The organism is Saccharococcus thermophilus, from assembly GCF_011761475.1.
In the GTDB taxonomy this organism is placed as follows: domain Bacteria; phylum Bacillota; class Bacilli; order Bacillales; family Anoxybacillaceae; genus Saccharococcus; species Saccharococcus thermophilus.
In genome coordinates this window covers 1,735,014-1,758,872 of the sequence record NZ_JAASRS010000001.1, presented here as the reverse complement: position 1 = coordinate 1,758,872, position 23,859 = coordinate 1,735,014, and the positions used below count along the sequence as shown (strand labels likewise).

Genomic DNA, 23,859 nt, shown 5'->3' with positions numbered 1-23,859 from the left:
GGAGGTTTTTTCGATGGCAGAAAATCGTCACCAAGCGTTAGGCTTAAGCGATGAGACGGTATTGCAAATGTATGAAACGATGTTGTTGGCCCGTAAAATCGACGAGCGTATGTGGTTATTAAACCGCGCTGGAAAAATTCCGTTCGTTATCTCTTGCCAAGGACAGGAAGCGGCACAAGTCGGCGCGGCGTTCGCCCTTGACCGTACGAAAGATTATGTATTGCCTTATTATCGCGATATGGGCGTCGTATTAACTTTTGGCATGACGCCAAGAGAACTGATGCTATCGGCCTTTGCGAAAGCGGAAGATCCAAACTCCGGCGGCCGGCAAATGCCAGGTCACTTCGGGAAAAAGAAAAACCGTATTGTAACCGGCTCATCTCCCGTAACGACGCAAGTGCCGCATGCAGTTGGCATCGCGCTAGCGGCGAAAATGGAAAAGAAAGATTTTGTTGCGTTTGTGACGTTCGGAGAAGGATCATCGAACCAAGGCGATTTCCATGAAGGTGCCAACTTTGCCGGCGTGCATAAATTACCTGTTATTTTCATGTGCGAAAATAACAAATACGCGATTTCCGTGCCAATTTCCAAACAATTGGCGTGCGAAAAAGTATCGGACCGGGCCATCGGCTACGGCATGCCGGGCTATACGGTAGACGGAAACGATCCGCTTGAAGTGTACAGAGTTGTCAAAGAAGCAGCAGACCGCGCCCGCCGCGGCGAAGGACCGACATTGATTGAAACGGTTTCCTATCGTTTAACCTCTCATTCTTCCGATGACGACCAACGAGCATACCGTTCCGAAGAAGAGTTAGAAGAAGCGCGTGCCAAAGACCCGATTATTTCCTTCGCGAAATATTTGAAAGAAGTCGGTGTATTGACAGATGAATTGGAGAAAGAAATTCACGACCGCGTCATGAAGCAGGTGAACGAAGCGACGGATTATGCAGAAAAAGCGCCGTATGCGGAACCAGAACATGCCTTAAAGTACGTATACGCAGAGAAGTAAGGGGGAATGGACGATGCCAGTGATTTCCTATATTGATGCTGTGACGATGGCGATTCGTGAAGAAATGGAACGCGACCCGCGCGTTTTCGTATTAGGGGAAGACGTGGGCAAAAAGGGCGGAGTATTTAAAGCGACGAAAGGATTGTATGAACAGTTCGGCGAAGAGCGCGTCATTGACACTCCATTGGCCGAATCCGCGATCGTTGGCGTCGGAATTGGCGCGGCGATGTACGGACTGCGTCCGATTGCCGAAATTCAATTTGCCGATTTCATCATGCCGGCGGTCAACCAAATTATTTCCGAAGCGGCGCGCATTCGCTACCGCTCGAACAACGACTGGAACTGCCCGATTGTCATTCGCGCCCCGTATGGCGGCGGCGTTCACGGCGCATTATACCATTCGCAATCGGTGGAAGCGATTTTTGCGAACCAGCCAGGTTTAAAAATTGTCATGCCATCGACGCCATATGATGTCAAAGGATTGTTAAAAGCGGCAATCCGTGATGAAGACCCGGTTCTTTTCTTTGAACATAAACGCGCGTATCGTTTAATTAAAGGTGAGGTGCCAGAAGACGATTACGTATTGCCAATCGGCAAAGCCGACGTTAAACGCGAAGGCGACGATATTACCGTCATCACGTACGGATTATGCGTTCATTTTGCGCTGCAGGCGGCAGAACGAGTAGCGCAAGACGGCATTTCCGCGCACATTCTTGATTTGCGTACGGTATATCCGTTAGATAAAGAAGCAATTATCGAAGCGGCAAGCAAAACGGGAAAAGTGCTGCTGATTACGGAAGATAACAAAGAAGGAAGCGTTATGAGCGAAGTGGCCGCCATTATCGCCGAACATTGCTTGTTTGATTTAGACGCGCCAATTATGCGCCTTGCCGGCCCGGACGTCCCGGCGATGCCATACGCGCCGACGATGGAAAAATTCTTTATGGTCAATCCGGATAAAGTCGAAAAAGCGATGCGCGAGCTAGCGGCGTTTTAAGCAGCGGGATTTTTGTGATTCAAAACGCAGATTTGAACGGAGATAGGAGGTTATCCCACGTGGCAATTGAACAACTTACCATGCCCCAGCTCGGGGAAAGCGTCACCGAAGGCACGATTAGCAAATGGCTCGTTTCCGTCGGCGACAGAGTCAATAAATACGATCCGATCGCCGAAGTCATGACCGATAAAGTAAACGCCGAAATTCCTTCCTCCTTTACGGGCGTGATCAAAGAAATCATCGCCAATGAAGGGGAAACGCTGCCGGTTGGCGCCGTGATTTGTACGATCGAAGTGGAAGGCGAAGGTACAGCAACGGAAACGAAACAAGAGGAAACACCGAAAGCAGAAGAGACAAAAGGAGAAGCCGTCCAAGCGCCGAAAAAAGCGGATCGGGCCAATAAAGGCCGCTATTCGCCAGCCGTTCTTCGCCTCGCTCAAGAACATAATATTGATTTGGAGCAAGTGCAAGGAACGGGATTGGGCGGACGGATTACACGCAAAGATTTGTTAAAACTTATCGAATCCGGAAATATTCCGAAAGCCGGTGGGCAGCCAGCTGCTTCGGCCCAGCCTGCACCGCAGCCAACACCTATGCAAGAAGCGCCGAAAGCAGAACCCGCAGCTGTTCCAAAACAGGCGGCGACAAGCGTTCCTGTTCATGCAGGCGACATCGAAATTCCAGTCACCCCTGTGCGCAAAGCGATCGCCACGAACATGCTTCGCAGCAAACACGAAGCGCCGCACGCCTGGACGATGGTCGAAGTCGATGTGACGAACTTAGTGGCATACCGCGACTCAATCAAAGACGAATTCAAAAAACGCGAAGGTTTCAATTTAACATATTTTGCCTTCTTCGTCAAAGCGGTCGCGCAAGCATTGAAAGAATTCCCACAAATCAATTCGATGTGGGCAGGCGACAAAATTGTCCAGAAAAAAGACATCAACATCTCCATTGCGGTCGCGACAGACGATGCGTTATTCGTGCCAGTCATTAAGCACGCCGACGAAAAATCGATCAAAGGCATCGCACGCGAAATCGCCGAGCTGGCCGCAAAGGCGCGCGCCGGCAAACTCCGCCCGGAAGACATGCAAGGCGGCACGTTTACGGTAAACAACACCGGCTCGTTCGGCTCGGTGCAATCGATGGGCATCATCAACTATCCGCAAGCGGCGATTTTGCAAGTCGAATCGATCGTCAAACGCCCGGTTGTCAAAGACGGCATGATCGCGATTCGCGACATGGTGAACTTGTGTTTGTCGCTTGACCATCGCGTCTTAGACGGCTTAATTTGTGGCCGCTTCCTGGCGCGTGTCAAAGAGATTTTGGAAAACGTATCGAAAGACAATACGCCGATTTATTAATGGAAGAACCCCACCGCAAATTTGTTTGTGGTGGGGTTTTTCGTGCTATAATATTTTTTAAATGAAATTTGATGAGTTTAGGCTTTGTCTTCTCGCAAACGTTTTTGTTCATTGCTAGAATGATGCACATATACTACAATAAAAATATCAGTAATATTTTTAAAAGTGCAAAAGAAAGCGATTTCTTATGGATGGGGGAAAGCGCTGAAAAGGGGGAAAGCATAGTGAGTGACATTTCGACGATGAAAAACGAGACATTTCCCATTCCGAGCTTCGAGGAGTGGAAACAGGAAGTTGAAAAATCATTAAAAGGAAAACCGTTTGAAAAATTGTATTCGACTACATATGAAAATATCACGATTCAGCCTATTTATACGCGCCATGACGTAGAGAAGCTTGCCTACACCGAACAGTATCCGGGCTTTGCCAACTACGTCCGCAGCACCAGACCGAACGGCTATATCAAAGAGCCTTGGAAAGTAAGCCAGGAGATTTCTGCAAGCAGTCCGACCGAGTGGAACGAGATCGTCAAGCATGATTTGGAAAAAGGGCAAACAGAAATCCATATCGTGTTGGAGCGGCTAGGGTTTCCAGTAACATCGCTTGACGATATCGAAGCCATGTTTTCCGATATTTCTTTGGATAAATATTCGCTTCGCGTCGATGCGGGGGCACAATCGCTTTCGTTTTTGGCGCTGTTTGCCGCTTATTTGCAACAACGGCAAATACCGTCTGATGCGGTGCACGGAACGATTGGGATGGATCCTATCGGTACACTGGCGGAAAAAGGACAGCTTCCGATTTCACTTGCGGCATTGTACGACGTGATGGCCGCTGTGACGAAGTGGGCGCAAGAACATATGCCAAACGTAAAGACGGTCATTGTTCGCGGCGAGCCGTATCATAACGGCGGAGCAAACGCGGTGCAAGAGCTGGCCTTTGCCTTTGCGACCGCGGTGGAATATATCCGTGCCTGCTTGGATAGAGGATTTGCGATTGATGCCATTGCGCAGCGTATCCAGTTTTCGTTCTCTGTCGGCTCCAACTTTTTTATGGAAATCGCCAAGCTCCGCGCGGCAAGGCTTATTTGGTCCAATATTGCCAAAGCGTTTGGCGGCAGTGAGTCATCACAAAAAATCGCGATGCATGCACGTACGTCCTATTTTACGAAAACGGTATACGATCCGTATGTCAACATGCTTCGCGCGGCGGCCGAGGCGTTCGCGGCAACGGTCGGCGGTGCGGACAGCCTGCACGTTTCTCCGTTTGACGAGGCGATCGGACCGTCAGACGAATTTTCGCGGAGAATCGCCCGCAACACACAGCTGATTTTGTTGGAAGAAGCGCATATCGCCAATGTCATTGACCCGGCCGGCGGTTCGTACTATGTAGAAACGTTGACGGCGCAAGTGGCAGAAGAAGCGTGGAAGCTGTTCCAGCAAATCGAAGCAAAAGGCGGCATTGTTCAGGCGCTCGTGGACGGCTTTGTGCAAGAGCAAGTGGAAGCAGTCGCAAGGAAGCGCAAGAAAAACGTTGAAACGCGAAAAGAAAAAATTGTCGGCACCAATTTTTACGCGAACTTGGCGGAAGCACCGGTAGAAAAAACGAAGATAAGCAATGAACATCATCGGTCTTCTTCCGTCATCAACAAAGAGCATGTCGCCGTGCTGCAAGCGGGCTTTGCCAATCAGCAATGGATCGAAACGGCAATGGACATGGCTTTGCGTCGAGCAACCGCTCGGGAAATCGAAGCGGCATTAAAAGCAGAGGAAGCGTCCATCCATGTCCAGCCGATTGCACAATGGCGCCTTGCCGAACCGTTCGAACGGCTGCGCCAAGCTGCCGAAGTGCATCTGGAAAAATACGGAACGCGTCCTGCCGTTCATCTCATCAATATCGGGAACATTCCAAACTATAAAGCGCGCGCGGATTTTATTACTGGCTTTTTTGAAGCCGGCGGCATGGCGGTTGAAAAAAGCGAAGGCGTTCATAGCGCAGAGGAAGCGGTATCCAAAGCAATCAACGCAAACGGGACGCATTATGTTATTTGCGGCTCGGATGAAAGCTATATCGATATGGTTCCTGCGATCGCCAAAGCGTTCAAGCAAGCACAACCAAACGCCAAGCTGTATGTCGCCGGAAAACAGCCGGCCGATGTCGAACAGACTTTTATCGAGGCCGGGGTCGATGGCTTTATCCATATCGGTTCGAACTGTTATGAAACGATTGTATCGTTTATGAAAGAGATGGGGGTGGCCCTCAATGAGTAAACATGTCGATTTTGCAAACCTTTCGCTCGAAATCACAAAACAAACGGCAGATGAGCAACAATGGAAACAGGCGATTGAAGAAAAGGTGCGGGCATCGATCGATGACCTGCTGTTTCAAACGAATGAGCACATTGCCGTCAAGCCGCTTTATACGAAAAAAGATATCGAAGGTTTTGATTTTCTTGATTATATGCCGGGAATTCCGCCGTATTTGCGCGGGCCGTATCCGTCGATGTATGTGAATCGGCCGTGGACGATCCGGCAATACGCGGGATTTTCGACAGCGGAAGAAAGCAATGCCTTTTACCGCCGCAATTTGGCGATGGGGCAAAAAGGGCTGTCCGTTGCCTTTGACCTTGCCACCCACCGCGGCTATGACTCCGACCATCCGCGCGTCGTCGGCGATGTCGGCAAAGCGGGGGTGGCGATCGATTCAGTTTTAGATATGAAAATTTTGTTTGACGGCATTCCGCTTGACCAAATGTCGGTGTCGATGACGATGAACGGGGCGGTGCTGCCGATTATGGCGTTTTATATTGTCACGGCCGAAGAGCAAGGAGTCACGCAAGATAAACTTTCTGGGACGATTCAAAACGATATTTTAAAAGAATATATGGTGCGCAACACTTACATTTATCCTCCGGAAACGTCGATGCGCATCATCGCGGACATTTTTGAATACACTTCAAAATACATGCCAAAGTTTAACAGCATCAGCATTTCCGGCTACCATATGCAAGAAGCGGGAGCGCCGGCCGATATTGAATTGGCGTATACGCTCGCAGACGGATTGGAGTACGTGCGCACTGGCTTAAAAGCAGGAATTGACATCGACTCCTTTGCGCCACGGCTTTCCTTCTTCTGGGCGATCGGCATGAACTATTTCATGGAAGTGGCGAAAATGCGCGCGGCGCGCATCATGTGGGCGAAAATGATGAAAACGTTCAATCCGAAAAACCCGAAATCGCTCGCATTGCGGACGCACTCGCAAACATCGGGGTGGAGCTTGACCGAGCAAGATCCGTTTAACAATGTCGTACGCACGTTGATTGAGGCACATGCGGCGGCGCTCGGCCATACGCAGTCGCTCCATACGAACGCGCTCGATGAAGCGATCGCGCTTCCAACCGATTTCTCGGCGCGCATTGCCCGCAATACACAGCTGTATTTGCAGGATGAAACAGGCATCTGCAATGTCATCGATCCGTGGGCCGGCTCCTACTACGTAGAGACGTTAACGAACGAATTAATGAACCGCGCGTGGAAGCATATTGAAGAAATCGAAAGCCTTGGCGGCATGGCGAAAGCGATTGAAACGGGAATCCCGAAAATGCGCATTGAAGAAGCGGCGGCAAGACGCCAAGCACGCATCGACTCCGGTGTGGAAACGATTATCGGCGTCAATAAATATCGTCCGGAAAAAGAAGAACCGATTGAAATTTTAGAAGTGGACAATACGGCGGTGCGGATGCGCCAGATTGAAAGATTAAAACAGCTTCGCGCCTCGCGCGACGAGCAAAAAGTACAAGAGGCGCTTGACGCGATCACGAAAGCGACGGAAACAGGAGAAGGAAACTTGCTTGAATTGGCCGTACAGGCAGCGCGCGTCCGCGCGACATTAGGCGAAATTTCATATGCGATTGAAAAAGTGGCGAAGCGCCATAAAGCGATGATCCGCTCGGTCAGCGGCGTGTACAGCTCCGAATTCCAAAATGAAGAGCAATTTGAACGCGTCAAAAAAATGACCGCTGAATTTTATGAATTGGAAGGGCGCCGCCCGCGGATTATGATCGCGAAAATGGGACAGGACGGCCACGACCGCGGGGCGAAAGTGATCGCGACGGCGTTTGCCGATTTAGGATTTGACGTTGACATCGGCCCGTTGTTCCAGACGCCGGAAGAAACGGCGCGCCAAGCGGTCGAAAACGATGTCCATGTCGTCGGCATCAGCTCGCTTGCCGGCGGGCATAAAACGTTGCTGCCGCAACTGGTAGAAGAACTGCGCAAGCTTGGCCGCGAAGATATTATCGTTGTCGTCGGCGGCGTCATTCCGCCGCAAGATTATGAGTTTTTATACCAACACGGCGCGTCTGCGATTTTCGGACCTGGTACAGTCATTCCAGTTGCCGCCGAAAAAGTGCTAGAAGAAATTTATAAACGTCTCGGTTACGAGGAAGTGAGCCAATGAGCGACGAACGAACACATCGTCCCGAATGGGTGGAAGAGGATAGGAAAGGCGAATTTGCCACCATGTATGTGAAAGCGGCCCCTCCGTCCGCCCCAAAGCGGTGGGTGAAACGAAAAGAGCGATCCGTCGAGGAATATGTCAACGGCGTGTTAAACAATGACCGCACGATTTTGGCGCAGGCGATCACTTTGGTGGAAAGCAACGCATCAAAGCATATGGACATCGCCCAGCAAGTGCTAAATAAACTTTTGCCGCATGTCGGCAAGTCGGTCCGCATCGGCATCACCGGCGTGCCGGGAGCGGGGAAAAGCACGTTCATCGAAGCGTTCGGCACGTTTTTATGCGAAAAAGGCCATCGCGTCGCCGTGCTGGCAGTTGACCCAAGCAGCTCCATTACCGGCGGCAGCATTCTTGGCGATAAAACGAGGATGGAAACGCTGGCCCGCCATCCGCGCGCCTTTATCCGCCCGTCGCCATCAGGCGGAGCGCTTGGCGGCGTGCACCGCAAAACGCGGGAAACGATGATGCTTTGCGAAGCGGCGGGCTATGACATTATTTTGGTGGAAACGGTCGGCGTCGGACAAAGCGAGTTTGTCGTCCGCGGCATGGTCGATTTCTTTTTAATGCTGGTGCTGACCGGAGCAGGTGACGAACTGCAAGGAATGAAGCGTGGAATTATGGAATTGACCGATGCGATTGTGATTAACAAAGCAGACGGAGACAATAAGCCGAAAGCGCTGGCTACGCAAAAAGAGTATAATCAGATTCTTCATTATTTGCGTCCCGCAACGCCGGGGTGGGAGACAAAAGCATATACATGCTCGGCGCTTTTCGGAGAAGGCATCGAAGAGATTTGGAACGTGATTGAGAAGTTTGTGGAAACGACGAAACGGTCGGGCGTGTTTGACATGCGCCGCCGCCATCAGCAAAAAGACTGGATTTATTCGATGATTAAAGATTATCTTGAGACGAGCTTCTTTTCCCACCCGGCAGTCAAAGAGAAGCTTCCGATAATCGAAAATAATGTCATTTCCGGAACGCAATCCGTCACTTCCGCGGTGCGGGAGCTTATCCAAGTGTATGAAAGTAGGGAATCGTAAAAAAATGTGATACGATATAAAGAAGGAGGTGCATGTGATGTTCCAATTCCCGCTTTACAATGATATTGTCGAACAATCCCGCCGCGAAATCGTCGAAGCGGGGTTTGAAGAATTGCGGACCCCAGAAGAAGTTGATGCCGCATTTAAGCGTCCAGGCACAACGCTTGTCATGATCAACTCGGTGTGCGGCTGTGCCGGCGGCATCGCGCGTCCGGCCGCGGCGCATGCGATTCATTATGATAAGCGCCCTGACCATCTCGTCACCGTCTTTGCCGGGCAAGATAAAGAAGCGACGGCAAGGGCGCGCGAATATTTTGAAGGACAGCCGCCTTCTTCGCCATCGTTCGCGCTTTTAAAAGACGGCAAGTTTTGCATGATGATTCACCGTCATGAAATTGAAGGCCATGAACCAATTGAAGTCGTGCAAAAGCTGCAGGCGGCGTTTGATCAATATTGTGATGAAGTATAACGGAGCTGAATTTTTCAGCTCCGTTATTTATTTTATTTGTTTGTTATTTTCAAAAAGTAAAAATGGTTTATTTATAATTAAAAAATTAATTGCATAATTATTACTTCGTGTGTTAATATACAAAACATAGAATATTATTCAAAAACAAGATTTGTATTTCCAATCTTCAAATCTATTTCACAATATTATAAAAATTATTTAAATTTTTTGAGCAGAGAGGGAGAGACATCGTATGAAAAAATCGTTGATGCTTTTTATTGCTAGCATTCTATTCATTGGTTTGCTCTCGGCATGTGGCACAGGGGGAGAGCAGAAAAACGGAAGCGAAGAACAGAAAAAAGTACTAAAAATGGGCACTTCCGCCGACTATGCGCCATTTGAATATATTGATACGACGAAAGGGAATGACATTATTGGCTTTGATGTCGATTTGGCGAAAATGATCGCGAAAGAATTGGGATATGAAATTCAAATCGTTGATATGGACTTTAGCGGTCTTATCCCAGCACTGCAGTCAGGAAAAGTAGATTTTGTGTTAGCGGGAATGACGCCGACGGAAAAACGCAAGAAAAGTGTTGATTTCTCGGATGTGTATTATGTAGCGCGAAACATGATCGTTTCCAAGAAAGGAAGCGGCATTAAAACGGTCGAAGATTTAAAAGGAAAAACGGTTGGTGTTCAAACGGGCTCGATTCAAGAAGAAGAAGCAAATAAAATTGCAAAGACAGTTGACATGAAAATTGAAAGCCGCAACCGCATTCCAGAGTTAATTCAGGAGATTCAAGCAGGGCGCTTCGATGCAGCGATTATTGAAAATACAGTCGCAAAAGGGTATTTGAAAAATAGCAATGGCAAATTAGAAGGTCACACGATTCCAACAAGCGAACAAGAAGCAGGCTCCGCTATCGCCTTCCCGAAAGGCAGCAAGCTTCGCGATGAATTTAACAAAGTGTTGCAAGAAAAAATGAAAAACGGCGAAGTGGACAAGTTGATTAAAAAATGGTTTGACCAATAAAGTTATACGTTCAAAAAGGATTTCCTTTTTGAACGTTTTCACTATGTTGCAAGGAAGGATGAAGGCTCACGTGAACTTAGATTTTTCGCAAATTATTCCATCAATTCCATATATATTGAAAGGAATCGCAGTTACATTAAAAATTGTCGTTTTTGCGGTGTTGTTAGGATTTGTGCTTGGAGTTATTTTAGCGTTAATGAAGATTGGCAAAATGAAGGTTTTGACATGGTTTGCCGACGCGTATACATCCGTATTTCGCGGCACGCCGCTTGTATTGCAGCTTGTGCTCATTTATTTTGGCATTCCACAGCTCACTGGTGTAGATATCGGACCGTTTCCCTCAGCGGTTATCGCGTTCGGGTTAAACTCTGCCGCCTATGTCTCGGAAATCATCCGCGCCGGCATTTTAGCCGTTGATAAAGGGCAGCGGGAAGCGGCGCTGGCGCTTGGTGTTCCGTACAAGCTAATGATGCGTGATATTATTTTGCCGCAAGCGTTGAAAAATATTTTGCCGGCACTGATGAATGAATTGATTACATTAACGAAAGAATCTGCGGTCGTAACGGTAATTGGAGAGATGGATGTCATGCGGCGTGCTTACATCGTTGGCGGACAAGTTTATCGGTATATTGAGCCGCTATTGATTGCTGGATGTATTTACTACGTTTTAGTCATGCTTCTTACGCTGCTTGGCAAAGCGTTAGAAGGGAGATTGAGAAAAAGTGATTAAAGTCGAGGATTTGCATAAATCGTTTGGAAAATTAGAAGTATTAAAAGGAATTACGACAACGATTAAGCAAGGCGAAGTAGTGGCGATTATCGGTCCATCCGGGTCAGGAAAATCCACGTTTTTACGCTGCTTAAACTTGTTGGAAGAACCGACGCGGGGAAGAATTTGGATCGGTGACGAGGAAATTACGGATAAAAAAACAAACATTATGAAAGTGCGACAGCATGTCGGCATGGTGTTTCAACATTTTCATCTGTTTCCTCATATGACCGTGCTTGAAAATGTCACGTATGCGCCAACTAAAGTAAAGGGAATGACAAAAGCCGAAGCGGAAGCGAAAGGCATCGAACTGTTGAAAAAGGTCGGATTGGAACAAAAGGCAAACGAATATCCAAGCCGGCTGTCGGGAGGCCAAAAACAGCGCGTAGCGATTGCGAGGGCGCTTGCCATGTCGCCGGATGTAATGTTGTTTGACGAACCAACGTCAGCGTTGGATCCGGAAATGGTCAAAGAAGTGCTTGAAGTCATGAAGTCGCTTGCCCATACGGGAATGACGATGGCGATTGTTACGCACGAAATGGGCTTTGCCCGCGAAGTTGCCGACCGGGTGTTGTTTTTAGACGGCGGCCAGCTCATCGAGGACGCGCCTCCGCAAGAATTTTTCACATCTCCGAAAAGCAAGCGGGCTCAAGAATTTCTTGAAAAGATGCTATAATAAAGTACAATAAAAAGATGGTCCCTTGGATCATCTTTTTTACTTTTTTAAGCAGGAGAATGAAAAAATGGTGAAGATTGGATATCGCACAGCGAAAACAGCAATAGGCACCGCGCTTTCAATTAGCATCGCTCAGCTAGTGGGATTACATAATTTTGCCTCTGCCGGCATTATTACGATTTTATGCATTCAAGTCACGAAAAAACGATCGATGCAAACGGCATGGGCGCGATTTGTCGCCTGTGTCGTAGCGATGTTGTTTTCTTATATCTTTTTCCAGGGAATCGGCTATTATCCGTTTACGGTCGGACTAATGCTTCTCTTTTTTATTCCGACGACCGTATGGCTAAAAGTAAATGAGGGGATCGTCACCAGCTCGGTCATTATTCTCCATTTGTACGCAGCGAGGCAATTTACATGGCCCATCCTTCTTAATGAACTGCTGCTGATTATCATCGGTATTAGCGTGGCGCTGTTGATGAATATGTATATGCCGAGCGCAGAAAAGAAGCTAAAGGAATATCAGCGCATTGTTGAAGATTTATTTCGCATTATTTTAAAAGAGATTGTCCGCTATTTGCGCACGAATGAAATGGATTGGGACGGAAAAGAATTGCCGCTCGCGGCCGAGATGCTGCAGCAGGCAAAGTTATTGGCGCTGCGCAATGTTGAAAACCGCATGCTGCGGAATGAGGACGAAGACGAATATGTTCATTATTTTCGCATGCGGGAAAGGCAGCTCGAAATTATAGAAAGGGTGCTGCCGCTTGTCACTTCGCTGACGTATACGGTAGAGCAGCGCATGATGATCGCCGATTTTATCGACAAATTAAGCGATGCCATTCATCCGGGCAATACGGCCGACCGTTTTCTCCGCGAGCTTTATGATATGCGAAAACGGTTTGAAACGATGCCGCTTCCAAAAACACGCGAAGAATTTGAAGAACGAGCCGCGCTATTGCATTTGGTAAAAGAGTTAGAGCAATATTTAATTATTAAAAGTCAATTTCGCGTATCGGAAAGGAAAAATTAAGCTTCCGCTGCAATGGGAGAGCGATGCATGCTTGCGCCGCTTTTGTTTCACACTATAACAAAATAACGGAAAAAGGGTGAAACAAAATGATACGCCTTCTGCTAGCAGCCATGTTGTTCGTTTCTTCGTTCTTGTCGTTTCTTGACTCTTTTGCAGCGGAAACTACTCCGTTTATTATTATCAATAAGACAACAAATAAACTGGCCTTTATCCGTAACGGGAAAATTGAAGCGGTATATCCGGTGGCGACTGGCTTCAATGCGTCATTAACGCCGGAAGGGCTGTTCACCGTGACGGTAAAAGCGAAAAATCCGTATTACCGCAAGAAAAACATTCCAGGTGGTGCGCCGAACAACCCGCTTGGAACAAGGTGGATCGGTTTTAATGCGCGAGGAACGGATGGCCGCGTATACGGAATTCACGGCACCAATAACCCGGCATCGATTGGCAAATACGTATCGCAAGGCTGTGTGCGCATGTACAATGGCGACGTGGAGCAACTATATGAAAAGGGGCCGATTGGCACAAAAGTGCTGATTATCCGCAGCAATGAATCGTTTTATACCATTGCCAAGCGATACGGCGCGCTTTGACGAAAAGGCAAGCTTCCTCATCACGGAGCTTGCCTTTTTTGTTCGGACAAAGCGACCGATGAGCCAGGATGGCGACATTTCGCCGTTGCCCACAGGACGTGGGCAGCCTTTAGGCGAAATTGGGGCGCCCTGCGCTTTTCTTATTAAAACCACATGCTAATGCCGGCTAAAATCGTTGTAATGAGCATGGAAATCAGCATTAAATAAACGACCCATTTTTGTGTTTTTCGGGACATTGTGCTTCCTCCCTTTTGCAAGACAAACATTTCTCCTTTTCATTGTACAGTGGCGGAAAAAGAGGGACAAGGGAAAAACTTGTCCATGATTGTCATGAAAAAGCAGGATTTTTTGTCGAAAGCGCGAAATATATTTAATGTTTGTACTATTTTAACAGCAAAGGGGATTGACGATGAACGTAAAAAAAGTGGATCATGTCGGCATTGCCGTTAAGTCGCTCGAGAAAGCGCTGCCATTTTATGTCGATGTACTGCAGTTGCCATTTCTAGGCATAGAGGAAGTCGAATCGGAAAAAGTAAAAGTTGCTTTTTTAAAAGCAGGAGAAACGAAAATCGAACTGCTCGAGCCGACATCGCCGGAAAGCGCGATTGCGAAATTTATTGAAAAGCGCGGCGAAGGGATTCATCATGTCGCACTTGGAGTGGATGATATACAGGAGCGGATCAATGAACTGAAGGAAAAGGGAATCCGCATGATTCAAGAGACGCCAAAACGCGGCGCCGGCGGGGCGCTTGTCGCTTTTATGCATCCGAAATCGACCGAAGGAGTTTTGTACGAACTTTGCGAGAGAAAGGATGCGGAGGTGTAAGCGATGGCTGATATGTACGACAAAATTAATGAACTCTATGACCGGCGCCGCGAAATCGAGCTTGGCGGCGGCGACGATAAAATCGAAAAGCAGCACGCCAAAGGAAAACTGACCGCGCGCGAACGCATTGATTTGCTTCTCGACGAAGGGACGTTTGTCGAGTTGAATCCGTTTATTGAACATCGTTGCACCGATTTTGGTCTTGACGGAAAAAAAGGCCCGGGAGACGGCGTTGTGACCGGATACGGGAAAATCAACGGACGCACCGTATTTGTCTTTTCGCAAGATTTCACGGTATTCGGCGGTGCGCTTGGGGAGATGCACGCGAAAAAAATCGCCAACATTATGGATTTAGCCGCAAAAACAGGAGCGCCAGTCATCGGACTGAATGATTCCGGCGGCGCGCGCATTCAAGAAGGGGTATTATCGTTAGATGGATATGGGCATATCTTTTACCGCAACGCCATTTATTCCGGAGTTATTCCGCAAATTTCTGTCATTATGGGGCCGTGCGCCGGCGGAGCCGTCTACTCGCCGGCGATTACCGATTTTGTATTCATGGTCGAAAAGACGAGCCAAATGTTTATTACAGGACCGAAAGTGATCGAAGCGGTGACGGGGGAAAAAATTAGCGCCGAAGATTTAGGTGGTGCCCGCGTCCATAATACGATTAGCGGCAACGCTCACTTTTCCGGGGCAACCGAGGAAGAAGTGCTCCATCAAGTGCGGCAGCTATTAAGCTATTTGCCGCAAAACAGTCAAGAGAAGCCGCCGTTTGGTCCGATTCCAGGCGAAGACGACTATCGTCCCGATTTAGCCGATGTCGTGCCGATTGATGCGGTCCGGCCGTATGACGTACGCAACGTCATTTTGCAGGTCGTCGATGAAGGCTCGTTTATGGAAGTGCAAAAAAATTTCGCCAAAAACATCGTCATTGGCTTTGCCCGCATCAAAGGCGAGGTCGTCGGGTTGGTGTGCAACCAGCCGAAATTTATGGCCGGCGGGCTTGACATCGATTCGTCCGACAAAGCGGCGCGCTTTATCCGCTTCTGCGATTCGTTTAACATCCCGATTATTACGTTTGAAGATGTCACCGGCTTTTTCCCGGGCGTCAAGCAGGAGCACGGCGGCATCATCCGCCACGGCGCGAAAATTTTGTACGCGTATTCCGAAGCGACGGTTCCGAAAATTACCGTCATTTTGCGGAAAGCATACGGAGGCGCGTACGTGGCGCTCAACAGCAAGTCGATCGGCGCCGATGTCGTCTACGCGTGGCCGAACGCCGAAATCGCCGTGATGGGGCCGCAAGGAGCTGCGAACATTATTTTTGCCAGCGAAATCGAAAACAGCCCGAATCCGGAAGAAACGCGGGCACAAAAGATTGAAGAATACCGGCAAAAGTTTGCCAACCCATATATCGCCGCCAAATACGGCATGATCGATGACGTCATCGACCCACGCGACACAAGAATTAAACTGATCCAAGCGCTCGAGATGCTTCGCAATAAACATGAAGAACGTCCGAAGAAAAAGCATGGCAATATACCGTTGTAAGACGATGAAACCCGCTGCCACCAGCATTGTGGCGGCGGGTTTGATTCATTCATGCTCAAATGTGATTTTTCACTTTGTCTATTTAGTTCGTGAATTTCTCTCGATAATATTATGATTCAGGAGTTAAACCCATAAAAACCCCTTGGTTTAGGGAATTTATGAAAAACCAACATTCCTTTTTCTTATTCTTTCATAACAATTTTTCGCAATCATTGACAAAATCGGGTATACTTTTAGGTGAGTACATAAGCAGGAGGAAGAACGAAGATGATCAATCAACAACGCTTAGTCGACGAATTTTTGGAACTCGTGCAAATCGATTCGGAAACAAAGCATGAGGGCGAAATCGCCAAAGTATTAAAGCAAAAATTTGAAGCGCTTGGACTGCATGTCATTGAAGACGACGCAGCGGCGAAAACCGGACACGGCGCCGGCAACTTAATTTGTACGTTAGAGGCGACAAAAGAAGGAGTAGACCCAATTTATTTCACGTCCCATATGGATACGGTCGTGCCGGGAAAAGGAGTAAAGCCGTCGATTCAAGACGGATATGTTGTCACTGATGGCACAACGATTTTGGGAGCGGACGATAAAGCGGGCCTGGCGGCGATGTTCGAAGCGATTCGTGTCTTAAAAGAGCAAAACATCCCGCACGGCACGATTCAATTTATTATTACGGTCGGGGAAGAATCCGGTCTTGTCGGAGCGAAAGCGCTTGATCCGTCATTGATTCAAGCGAAATTTGGCTATGCGCTAGACAGCGATGGCAAAGTTGGCAACATTGTCGTTGCCGCCCCGACGCAGGCAAAATTGAAAGTTGTCGTGCACGGAAAAACAGCGCATGCCGGTGTCGCACCGGAAAAAGGGGTATCGGCGATTACGATCGCTGCAAAAGCGATTGCAAAAATGCCGCTTGGACGCATTGATGAAGAAACGACGGCAAATATCGGCCGTTTTGAAGGCGGAACACAAACAAATATCGTTTGCGACCGCGTTGATATTTTAGCGGAAGCGCGCTCCTTAGTGCCGGAAAAAATGAAAGCGCAAGTCGCGAAAATGAAAGAAGCGTTTGAAACGGTTGCGGCAGAAATGGGCGGACGCGCTGAAGTGGATGTGGAAGTGATGTATCCGGGCTTTAAGTTCGGCGACGGCGACCACGTTGTCGAAGTCGCGAAACGCGCCGCGGCAAAAATCGGACGTCCATGTGAATTGCAGCGGAGCGGCGGCGGCAGCGACGCGAACGTCATTGCCGGTTTTGGCATTCCGACGGTGAACTTAGCGGTTGGTTATGAAGACATTCATACGACGAACGAACGCATGCCGATTGAAGAGCTTGTCAAATTAACGGAAATGGTTGTCGCAATCGTGGAAGAAGTAGCAAAATAATAACGGGGCATCCATGTTTGGATGCTCCTCTATATAAGAAATAGAGTTGTAGGCAATGAGGGGAGACGGTGGAATGAACAAGTTTGTCGTTTTTCAGCTTGAGCGTGAGCAATACGCTGTTCCGATTGAGTATGTGATTTCGATTGAAAAAATGACTGAACCGACCGTGATTCCGCAAATGCCCGATTATATGGTAGGGGTCGTCCGTATTCGCGGTGAATTAGTCCCGGTGTTGGATACACGCAAACTGCTGTACGAACGCCCATTTGAAGAAACGGACAAGACACGGCTTGTTGTCACCATGGTCGAAGATGTTTCAGTTGCCTTTATTGTCGACGAGGCGAAAGAGATTCTCGATATTCCAGAAGAAGCGATCAAGCAAGTAAATATGCTCGCCTATCGGCAAACGCCTTATTTCATAGGTGTAGCCAACTTGCCAGAGCGATTGATTACACTCATTGATCCGAACCAATTATTTGAAAGCTTAGAAGGAGCCAAGGCCATTAAGGAGCATGTACAAAACCACCGGTGACGGTGGCTTTTTTGTGTTGGATGTTTACTTCCAATAATCTTTTTTATTTCTAAGTTTATGGTTATGTTTTTATTGAGTTGTAAAAATATAACATACCGTATTATACAAAGAAATGATATATTCAGATATGAAGGTACCGTCAAGAATTTTGTGTAATGTAAATGGGGTAGGGTTTCTCTGAAATGGATTTGAATTGATAGGGGACTGATTTTCTCCACACAGGAGACTGAATATTCAGTCTCTTGTGTGGAAAGGGAGAATCCCCTTATTTTGTTTATTTACAATATTTGGTTAACAATAACGTTCTTCAAACATTCGTTGAAGGGCTTCCTGCGCTTCGGCAAATCCTCTTAACTTTCGCCCTGCCCATTTCTCATTAAAATCTTGGATGGTCAAATACACGACTTTTTCCGCGGCTTCTAAACTGCTCAAACTGTTCATCGGCTTTAGACGTTTCCGAATCTCTTTGATCGTTCGTTCGATGACATTCGTCGTGTAAATCACACTTCGAATACTGCTTGGATAATCCATAAATGTAAGGAGGACATCCAACTCATTGGCCCAAGATTGAACTTCTCTTGGATATTTGCTGGACCATTTCGACTCAAACTGTTGAAACATTTGTAACGCCATCTCCTTATTCGGCGCGCGATAAATCAGCTTGAGATCCTCGGCCACTTCGAATTGGTCTTTTTTCCGAACACGGCTGAGGGTGTTGCGGACTTTGTGCACGACACAGCGCTGCACATCGGCTTTCGGATACACCGCCTTAAAGGCTTCCTCCAGCCCCGGAAGGCCATCGAAGACGCCAAGAAGCACTTCCTTGACGCCTCTTTGGTAGAGGTGTTGAAGAATTTCCTGCCATCCATAGGCGCTTTCTTGTCCTCCCACGAAGAAATCCAGAATTTCTCGATACCCTTCTTCATTCACTCCTAACACCACATAAATGACTTCTTTCTCTACCGTATCGCGGCGAAGTTTCACGTACAAGCCGTCCAAATATAAGACAGAATAACGTTTGGATAGTGGACGATGGTGCCATTTCTCGATGTCTTCTTTCACGACATCGGTAATACGGCTGATCGTCGCTGGAGAATAAGCATTTCCTAGAATTCGTTCGATAAACTTGCCAATTTCCCGTGTACTCATGCCACTTTGATACATCCTAATGATGGCTTCCTCCAGCCAGCCGGTGTGGCGTTGATAAGGGGCAAACAACTGTGTTTGAAATTCCCCGTTTCGGTCTCTTGGAACCAAAAGACCCTCAATCCGGCCATATTGCGTATCTAGATTTCGCTGATAGTAGCCGTTTCTCATATTCGGCGTTCCAGCCTGTTCGATTTCGAGGAAATGTTTGATTTCTTCCCGCATAATCAGCTCTAATTTTTCCTTCACAAACTGACGAATGACACTTTCCAGTTGATTTGCCCAGTCGACATTCGGTATACTTCTTTTAGACATAGGTAGGGTACTCCTTTCTCTAAGATTTTTGGTCCAATCAGAGAATACCCTACCTTTTTTCTTTTGTTCTAGCAAAATGCTTTACACAAACTTTTATACATCATCGATATGAATGATTCAAAAATTTTTTGTAAAAATAAGGAAATAAATAAACTTCTATTTTATTTTAATGTATTTTTAATTTTAATATATGTATATTATTTTTTTGAGATAGGAGGGGCAGTATGGAATTTTTAATAAAAAAATTAAAAATATTTTTCAACTTACCTTATGTACTTTGGGTAACGAGAATGATGTATTATTTGCTCATATTGTTAGGTTTGTTAATGATTTATGGTTTTAAAATGACGAGTTCAAGCACTTATATTTATAACGAATTTTAAATAAGGGGGATGCAAATGGAATTATATGAAAAAATAAAAAGATGGGCACAATTAAACCCTGACCGTGTCGCCATTTCTTCTGGTGGAAGCGATTTAACGTATAGAGAAATTGAAGAATATTCAAACTCACTATCCATTTTTATATCAGAAAAAATGAAAGGAAATGAGCCAGTCATTGTATATGGACATATGGAACCGCTAATGGTAGTATGTTTTTTGGCATCGGTGAAATCTGGCCGGGCTTATATTCCGATCGATGCGAGCATTCCAGAAGAAAGAGTCAAAAAAATTATCGATGATTCGGGAGCAAAATTATTTTTATCGCCTGGCAGCATTCCGGCAAATCTAAAATTATACGATCATTTATTAATGCTAGAACATAATGAAATAGAAGATGCGATCGCTTCATATAAAGGAAAGCAGCCATCTAGTGAGCTATTTGTAAAAGGGGATCAAAACTTTTATATTATTTATACATCGGGCAGCACTGGAAATCCAAAAGGGGTTCAAATCACCTATAACAATTTAGCCAGCTTTGTGGAATGGATGGTTTCCGATTTCGGATTAAAAGAAAATCAAAGATTCTTAAATCAGGCACCTTTTTCTTTTGATCTGTCTGTAATGGATTTGTATCCTTGTCTATATTTAGGAGGAACATTATGGACCATTTCGAAGGATTTAATTGCCAATCCTAAATGGTTGTTCCAATCTTTAAAGGAATCCAATATCAATGTTTGGACTTCTACCCCTTCATTTGTTGAAATGTGTCTAATGGACCAACAATTTTCGGAGAAAATGATGCCGCACATGGAAACATTTTTATTTTGCGGAGAAATGTTGCCAAACGAAACAGCCCGCAAACTAAAAACAAGATTTCCAAATGCGGTTATTTATAACACATATGGACCAACCGAAGCAACGGTTGCAGTTACTAGCATCGAAATAACCGAAGCGATTTTAAATGAGTATCCATCACTGCCTGTTGGAACGCCAAAAAAAGATGTTGAAATACTGGTGATGGATGAAAACGGGAATGCGGTAAGCGAAGGTGAAAAAGGGGAAATCGTCATTATAGGTAAAAGCGTAAGCAAAGGATATTTTAATAATGAAAAATTAACGAAAAAATCATTCTTCCTCTATCATAATCAACCGGCATATAGAACAGGTGATATCGGTTATATAAAAAGTGGATGGCTGTTTTGTGCCGGAAGACTCGATTTTCAGATCAAACTCAATGGTTATAGAATGGAATTAGAAGAAATCGAAGTGCAATTAAGAAAACTTTCTTTAGTGGAAAGTGCGGTGATTGTGCCGATCTATAAAGATAACAAATGTCAATATTTAATGGCAGTAGTGGTGCCAAGGGAACACGAATTTGAAAAAGAATACCAATTAACAGCACATTTAAAGAAAGAACTGCAAAAACTGTTGCCAACGTATATGATTCCGAAAAAATTTGTATACGTATCTTCTTTGCCTATGACAAACAATGGGAAAGTAGACAGGAAAAAAATAGCGAATGAGGTCGGAGTATGATACCATATTCATCGTTTTACTTTTTTATCATACTTGGTGTTTTACTTATTCCAATTATCGTATTGGGATATAAAGAGAAAAGAAGCATGATATATTATTCGTTTGTTCATTGTATCATTCTTCTTTTAGTTTTTATATCTGACATCCATCAATTGATTTCTTTGGTGGTGTATATTTTTTGGCAAGTCCTATTAGTCCAATGGTATGTATCTTACCGAAAAGAAAAAAATGAAAGCTATGTATTTTATTTAGTCACTTTACTTTCGATTGTTCCTTTATTCTTGACAAAAATACTTCCGGTGTTTGAAATAAAAAATTTGGTGGGATTTTTAGGAATCTCGTATCTCACATTTAAAACGGTGCAAATGATCATCGATATACGGGATGGAGTCCTTAAAACATTGACAGTAAAGGAACAATTGGCCTTTCTATTATTTTTTCCAACGATATCATCAGGGCCAATCGATCGTTTTAAACGATTCAAAAAAGATATGGATACCATCCCAACAAAAGAAGAATACCGCCTTCTGTTATATCAAGGGATCAACAAAATCTTTTTAGGATTTTTATATAAGTTTATCATTGCTTACATGATCAACGAACGGATCATACAAACGCCTTTTATTCAAGATCATACACCACTTGCAAATTTTCTCTATATGTATGCATATAGTTTGTATTTATTCTTCGACTTTGCCGGATATAGTGCATTTGCAATTGGTGTAAGCTATATAATGGGGATCAAAACACCTGAAAACTTCAATCTTCCATTTATTAGTAAAAATATTAAAGATTTTTGGAATAGATGGCATATGTCGTTATCATTTTGGTTTAGAGATTATGTATATATGCGATTTGTATTATTCATGACAAAGAAAAAATGGATCAAAAATCGCTATGCCATTTCTTACATGGGATATTTCTTATTATTTTTATTAATGGGACTTTGGCATGGAATGGAACTTCACTATATCGCATATGGACTTTATCATGCATTGTTGATTATTTCTTTTGATTATTTCGAAAGGAAGAATAAACAATTTAAATTTTGGAAGAAAAATAAGATGACCAATATCATTTCGATCATCATAACGTTCCATGCTGTATGTTTTGGTTTCTTAATTTTTTCAGGCCGATTATTCTAAAAATGATGGATATGGAGGAAGATCAAATGAATATCAAAAATACGGTTCTTGAATTATTGGAAGAAATTTGCCAAACCGATGTTGTAAAAGAAAATTTGGATGTTGAATTATTCGAAGAAGGTTTGCTTGATTCATTTGGAACAGTATCTTTATTAGTTGGGATCGAAGAAAAGTTAGGAATCACAGTCGGAATATCTGAATTTGATCGCGAGCAATGGTCTACTCCTAATAAGATTATTGCCATATTGGAGAATTGGAAATGAAACAACCATCATTTAGCCCTTTAATAGCGGCTGTTTTGATTTTTTGTTTCATCATATTCATACCAAATCAATATTTGCTACCGATGGTCAATGACAAAACGATCGAACAAGCGGCAGTAGACCTAGATTTTGAAATGTTTCAAGGGGAAATTATACAGAAGAAAATGCTTGAAAATCCTAAATATTTACCGATATATGGTTCATCAGAATTATCAAGGCTTGATACATTTCATCCATCCAATTACTTTAAAGTAAATCCGATCGGAGTCACTCCTTTTCTAGTGGGAAGAGGGGGAACCCAATCATTTTTTCATTTTCTGAATTTCGCTAACCAAAAAGAAGGGTTAAAAAATAAAAAGATTATATTTATCCTTTCACCGCAATGGTTTGATAAACATGGAGTCAAGCAAGAAGTTTTCAGCTCTAACTTTTCTGCATTGCAGGCTTATAAGTTCGCCTTGGAACCAAAAGTGAGTGAAAGGCTGCAAATCGAAGGGGCTAAACGTCTGTTAACATTTGATGTTGTCAACAATGATAAAATGTTAAAGACTTTGTTGGAGGCAAAAATTCATAAAGATAAAAAGACGCAAATGAAGGCATTCATGATCAAACCATTTGCGTTTGCTTTCATGAAGATATTAGAAAAAAGGGATTTGTTAGACTCTATTTTTGGTGTGCACGTTACAAAACTTCATCCCCAACCTTCATTAATCAAAAATAAAACATGGGGAGAATTGGAAAAGAATGCATATGAAATGGCGAAACGCAATAGCACAAACAATCCATTTTACATCGACGATTTTTATTACAATCACAAAATTAAACCGAAAATAAATTGGTTAAAGGGTTATAAGAGACATGCAAGCTATTTAGTTTCTCCTGAATATCAAGATTTTCAAATGGTGTTAGATGTTTTAAAAGAAGCAAAAGCTAAACCTTTATTTGTATCTGTGCCTTTTAATGGTTATTGGTATGATTACATGGGATTAAGCAAAAAGGAACGAGAAGGTTATTACAAAAAAATAAAACAACAAATTGAAAAAGAAGGATTTCCGGTACTTGATTTAACCAATCATGAATATGATCCATACTTTTTAAAAGATACAATGCATTTAGGGTATAAAGGCTGGCTGCCGATTGATAAAGCAATCATTGAATTTGTCAAACATCCTTAAAATAACGGGATTCTGCTTCGAGGTGCAGTTGCTTTAACGTTTCAACAAATATGGGGTGCTATGTGTTGATAAAAAGAATGAAAAAGTAAGCAGCTGGATTTCAAGAAGCAAAATT

General features: G+C 44.9%; 23 protein-coding genes. 21 read left to right on the top strand and 2 right to left on the bottom strand.

The window, feature by feature from the left end:
* Nucleotides 1-13 precede the first annotated feature (13 nt).
* From BDD39_RS09115 to BDD39_RS09060, 12 genes are all read left to right on the top strand, one after another.
* Nucleotides 14-1,009, top strand: coding sequence for a thiamine pyrophosphate-dependent dehydrogenase E1 component subunit alpha (locus tag BDD39_RS09115; protein ID WP_166910043.1), 996 nt, complete (start codon nucleotides 14-16; stop codon nucleotides 1,007-1,009).
* Nucleotides 1,010-1,022: 13 nt separating this feature from the next.
* Nucleotides 1,023-2,006: an alpha-ketoacid dehydrogenase subunit beta gene (locus BDD39_RS09110; protein ID WP_166910040.1), complete on the top strand. Its 984-nt coding sequence runs from the start codon at nucleotides 1,023-1,025 to the stop codon at nucleotides 2,004-2,006.
* Between the two features lie 59 nt (nucleotides 2,007-2,065).
* Nucleotides 2,066-3,370, top strand: a complete 1,305-nt coding sequence (locus BDD39_RS09105) for a 2-oxo acid dehydrogenase subunit E2 (RefSeq protein WP_166910038.1) — start codon at nucleotides 2,066-2,068, stop codon at nucleotides 3,368-3,370.
* Nucleotides 3,371-3,594: 224 nt separating this feature from the next.
* Nucleotides 3,595-5,640: a methylmalonyl-CoA mutase family protein gene (locus BDD39_RS09100; RefSeq protein ID WP_166910036.1), complete on the top strand. Its 2,046-nt coding sequence runs from the start codon at nucleotides 3,595-3,597 to the stop codon at nucleotides 5,638-5,640.
* On the top strand, nucleotides 5,633-7,828 hold the full coding sequence (gene scpA, locus BDD39_RS09095; protein ID WP_166910034.1) for a methylmalonyl-CoA mutase: 2,196 nt from the start codon (nucleotides 5,633-5,635) through the stop codon (nucleotides 7,826-7,828). The genes BDD39_RS09100 and scpA overlap by 8 nt, the downstream gene beginning before the upstream one ends.
* The gene (gene meaB, locus BDD39_RS09090) at nucleotides 7,825-8,928 is read left to right on the top strand and encodes a methylmalonyl Co-A mutase-associated GTPase MeaB (RefSeq protein WP_166910032.1); all 1,104 of its coding nucleotides are present in this window, start codon (nucleotides 7,825-7,827) and stop codon (nucleotides 8,926-8,928) included. Before scpA ends, meaB begins: the two co-directional genes overlap by 4 nt.
* Before the next feature lie 37 nt (nucleotides 8,929-8,965).
* Nucleotides 8,966-9,397: a BrxA/BrxB family bacilliredoxin gene (locus tag BDD39_RS09085; protein WP_166910030.1), complete on the top strand. Its 432-nt coding sequence runs from the start codon at nucleotides 8,966-8,968 to the stop codon at nucleotides 9,395-9,397.
* A 232-nt stretch (nucleotides 9,398-9,629) separates the two neighbouring features.
* The gene (locus tag BDD39_RS09080) at nucleotides 9,630-10,412 is read left to right on the top strand and encodes a transporter substrate-binding domain-containing protein (RefSeq protein WP_166910028.1); all 783 of its coding nucleotides are present in this window, start codon (nucleotides 9,630-9,632) and stop codon (nucleotides 10,410-10,412) included.
* 70 nt (nucleotides 10,413-10,482) lie between these two features.
* A complete protein-coding gene (locus BDD39_RS09075; RefSeq protein WP_166910026.1) occupies nucleotides 10,483-11,142 on the top strand; it encodes an ABC transporter permease subunit in 660 nt (219 codons plus the stop codon).
* Complete coding sequence (locus tag BDD39_RS09070; RefSeq protein WP_166910024.1) at nucleotides 11,135-11,857, top strand: ATP-binding cassette domain-containing protein; 723 nt, start codon at nucleotides 11,135-11,137, stop codon at nucleotides 11,855-11,857. The genes BDD39_RS09075 and BDD39_RS09070 overlap by 8 nt, the downstream gene beginning before the upstream one ends.
* Before the next feature lie 67 nt (nucleotides 11,858-11,924).
* The gene (locus BDD39_RS09065; protein WP_166910022.1) at nucleotides 11,925-12,890 is read left to right on the top strand and encodes an aromatic acid exporter family protein; all 966 of its coding nucleotides are present in this window, start codon (nucleotides 11,925-11,927) and stop codon (nucleotides 12,888-12,890) included.
* A gap of 89 nt (nucleotides 12,891-12,979) precedes the next feature.
* Nucleotides 12,980-13,483 (top strand): L,D-transpeptidase family protein, encoded by a 504-nt coding sequence (locus BDD39_RS09060; protein ID WP_166912354.1) that lies wholly within the window; start codon nucleotides 12,980-12,982, stop codon nucleotides 13,481-13,483.
* Between the two features lie 143 nt (nucleotides 13,484-13,626).
* Here BDD39_RS09060 and prli42 read toward each other — a convergent pair whose 3' ends face one another.
* Nucleotides 13,627-13,719, bottom strand: coding sequence for a stressosome-associated protein Prli42 (gene prli42 / locus BDD39_RS09055; protein ID WP_166910019.1), 93 nt, complete (start codon nucleotides 13,717-13,719; stop codon nucleotides 13,627-13,629).
* A gap of 173 nt (nucleotides 13,720-13,892) precedes the next feature.
* Here prli42 and mce point away from each other — a divergent pair, with 173 nt between their 5' ends.
* The 4 genes from mce (at nucleotide 13,893) to BDD39_RS09035 (ending at nucleotide 17,781) form a co-directional block, all read left to right on the top strand.
* A complete protein-coding gene (gene mce, locus BDD39_RS09050; RefSeq protein WP_166910017.1) occupies nucleotides 13,893-14,309 on the top strand; it encodes a methylmalonyl-CoA epimerase in 417 nt (138 codons plus the stop codon).
* A gap of 3 nt (nucleotides 14,310-14,312) precedes the next feature.
* A complete protein-coding gene (locus tag BDD39_RS09045; protein ID WP_166910015.1) occupies nucleotides 14,313-15,863 on the top strand; it encodes an acyl-CoA carboxylase subunit beta in 1,551 nt (516 codons plus the stop codon).
* Between the two features lie 267 nt (nucleotides 15,864-16,130).
* A complete protein-coding gene (locus tag BDD39_RS09040) occupies nucleotides 16,131-17,249 on the top strand; it encodes a tripeptidase T (RefSeq protein ID WP_166910013.1) in 1,119 nt (372 codons plus the stop codon).
* Nucleotides 17,250-17,322: 73 nt separating this feature from the next.
* A complete protein-coding gene (locus BDD39_RS09035) occupies nucleotides 17,323-17,781 on the top strand; it encodes a chemotaxis protein CheW (RefSeq protein WP_166910011.1) in 459 nt (152 codons plus the stop codon).
* 291 nt (nucleotides 17,782-18,072) lie between these two features.
* On the opposite strand, the gene BDD39_RS09030 is transcribed toward BDD39_RS09035, so the two are convergent.
* The gene (locus BDD39_RS09030) at nucleotides 18,073-19,242 is read right to left on the bottom strand and encodes an IS256 family transposase (protein ID WP_166907073.1); all 1,170 of its coding nucleotides are present in this window, start codon (nucleotides 19,240-19,242) and stop codon (nucleotides 18,073-18,075) included.
* Nucleotides 19,243-19,478: 236 nt separating this feature from the next.
* Here BDD39_RS09030 and dltX point away from each other — a divergent pair, with 236 nt between their 5' ends.
* Genes dltX through dltD form a run of 5 tightly spaced genes read left to right on the top strand, consistent with a single transcriptional unit; the run spans nucleotide 19,479 to nucleotide 23,744 of the window.
* Nucleotides 19,479-19,625: a teichoic acid D-Ala incorporation-associated protein DltX gene (gene dltX, locus BDD39_RS16605; RefSeq protein WP_166912352.1), complete on the top strand. Its 147-nt coding sequence runs from the start codon at nucleotides 19,479-19,481 to the stop codon at nucleotides 19,623-19,625.
* Between the two features lie 15 nt (nucleotides 19,626-19,640).
* Complete coding sequence (gene dltA / locus BDD39_RS09020; RefSeq protein WP_166910008.1) at nucleotides 19,641-21,161, top strand: D-alanine--poly(phosphoribitol) ligase subunit DltA; 1,521 nt, start codon at nucleotides 19,641-19,643, stop codon at nucleotides 21,159-21,161.
* A complete protein-coding gene (gene dltB, locus BDD39_RS09015) occupies nucleotides 21,158-22,306 on the top strand; it encodes a D-alanyl-lipoteichoic acid biosynthesis protein DltB (protein WP_166910006.1) in 1,149 nt (382 codons plus the stop codon). The genes dltA and dltB overlap by 4 nt, the downstream gene beginning before the upstream one ends.
* A gap of 26 nt (nucleotides 22,307-22,332) precedes the next feature.
* On the top strand, nucleotides 22,333-22,569 hold the full coding sequence (dltC, locus tag BDD39_RS09010; RefSeq protein WP_166910004.1) for a D-alanine--poly(phosphoribitol) ligase subunit DltC: 237 nt from the start codon (nucleotides 22,333-22,335) through the stop codon (nucleotides 22,567-22,569).
* Nucleotides 22,566-23,744, top strand: a complete 1,179-nt coding sequence (gene dltD / locus BDD39_RS09005; RefSeq protein WP_166910002.1) for a D-alanyl-lipoteichoic acid biosynthesis protein DltD — start codon at nucleotides 22,566-22,568, stop codon at nucleotides 23,742-23,744. Before dltC ends, dltD begins: the two co-directional genes overlap by 4 nt.
* The last annotated feature ends 115 nt before the right edge of the window (nucleotides 23,745-23,859 follow it).

Excerpts from the sequence above, each read along its gene's own strand:
- BDD39_RS09115 (WP_166910043.1), top strand. The coding sequence starts at position 14 with ATGGCAGAAAATCGTCACCAAGCGTTAGGCTTAAGCGATGAGACGGTA.
- BDD39_RS09110 (WP_166910040.1), top strand. The coding sequence starts at position 1,023 with ATGCCAGTGATTTCCTATATTGATGCTGTGACGATGGCGATTCGTGAA.
- scpA (WP_166910034.1), top strand. The coding sequence starts at position 5,633 with ATGAGTAAACATGTCGATTTTGCAAACCTTTCGCTCGAAATCACAAAA.
- meaB (WP_166910032.1), top strand. The coding sequence starts at position 7,825 with ATGAGCGACGAACGAACACATCGTCCCGAATGGGTGGAAGAGGATAGG.
- BDD39_RS09085 (WP_166910030.1), top strand. The coding sequence starts at position 8,966 with ATGTTCCAATTCCCGCTTTACAATGATATTGTCGAACAATCCCGCCGC.
- BDD39_RS09080 (WP_166910028.1), top strand. The coding sequence starts at position 9,630 with ATGAAAAAATCGTTGATGCTTTTTATTGCTAGCATTCTATTCATTGGT.
- BDD39_RS09065 (WP_166910022.1), top strand. The coding sequence starts at position 11,925 with ATGGTGAAGATTGGATATCGCACAGCGAAAACAGCAATAGGCACCGCG.
- prli42 (WP_166910019.1), bottom strand. The coding sequence starts at position 13,719 with ATGTCCCGAAAAACACAAAAATGGGTCGTTTATTTAATGCTGATTTCC.
- mce (WP_166910017.1), top strand. The coding sequence starts at position 13,893 with ATGAACGTAAAAAAAGTGGATCATGTCGGCATTGCCGTTAAGTCGCTC.
- BDD39_RS09045 (WP_166910015.1), top strand. The coding sequence starts at position 14,313 with ATGGCTGATATGTACGACAAAATTAATGAACTCTATGACCGGCGCCGC.
- BDD39_RS09040 (WP_166910013.1), top strand. The coding sequence starts at position 16,131 with ATGATCAATCAACAACGCTTAGTCGACGAATTTTTGGAACTCGTGCAA.
- BDD39_RS09035 (WP_166910011.1), top strand. The coding sequence starts at position 17,323 with ATGAACAAGTTTGTCGTTTTTCAGCTTGAGCGTGAGCAATACGCTGTT.
- BDD39_RS09030 (WP_166907073.1), bottom strand. The coding sequence starts at position 19,242 with ATGTCTAAAAGAAGTATACCGAATGTCGACTGGGCAAATCAACTGGAA.
- dltA (WP_166910008.1), top strand. The coding sequence starts at position 19,641 with ATGGAATTATATGAAAAAATAAAAAGATGGGCACAATTAAACCCTGAC.
- dltB (WP_166910006.1), top strand. The coding sequence starts at position 21,158 with ATGATACCATATTCATCGTTTTACTTTTTTATCATACTTGGTGTTTTA.
- dltC (WP_166910004.1), top strand. The coding sequence starts at position 22,333 with ATGAATATCAAAAATACGGTTCTTGAATTATTGGAAGAAATTTGCCAA.
- dltD (WP_166910002.1), top strand. The coding sequence starts at position 22,566 with ATGAAACAACCATCATTTAGCCCTTTAATAGCGGCTGTTTTGATTTTT.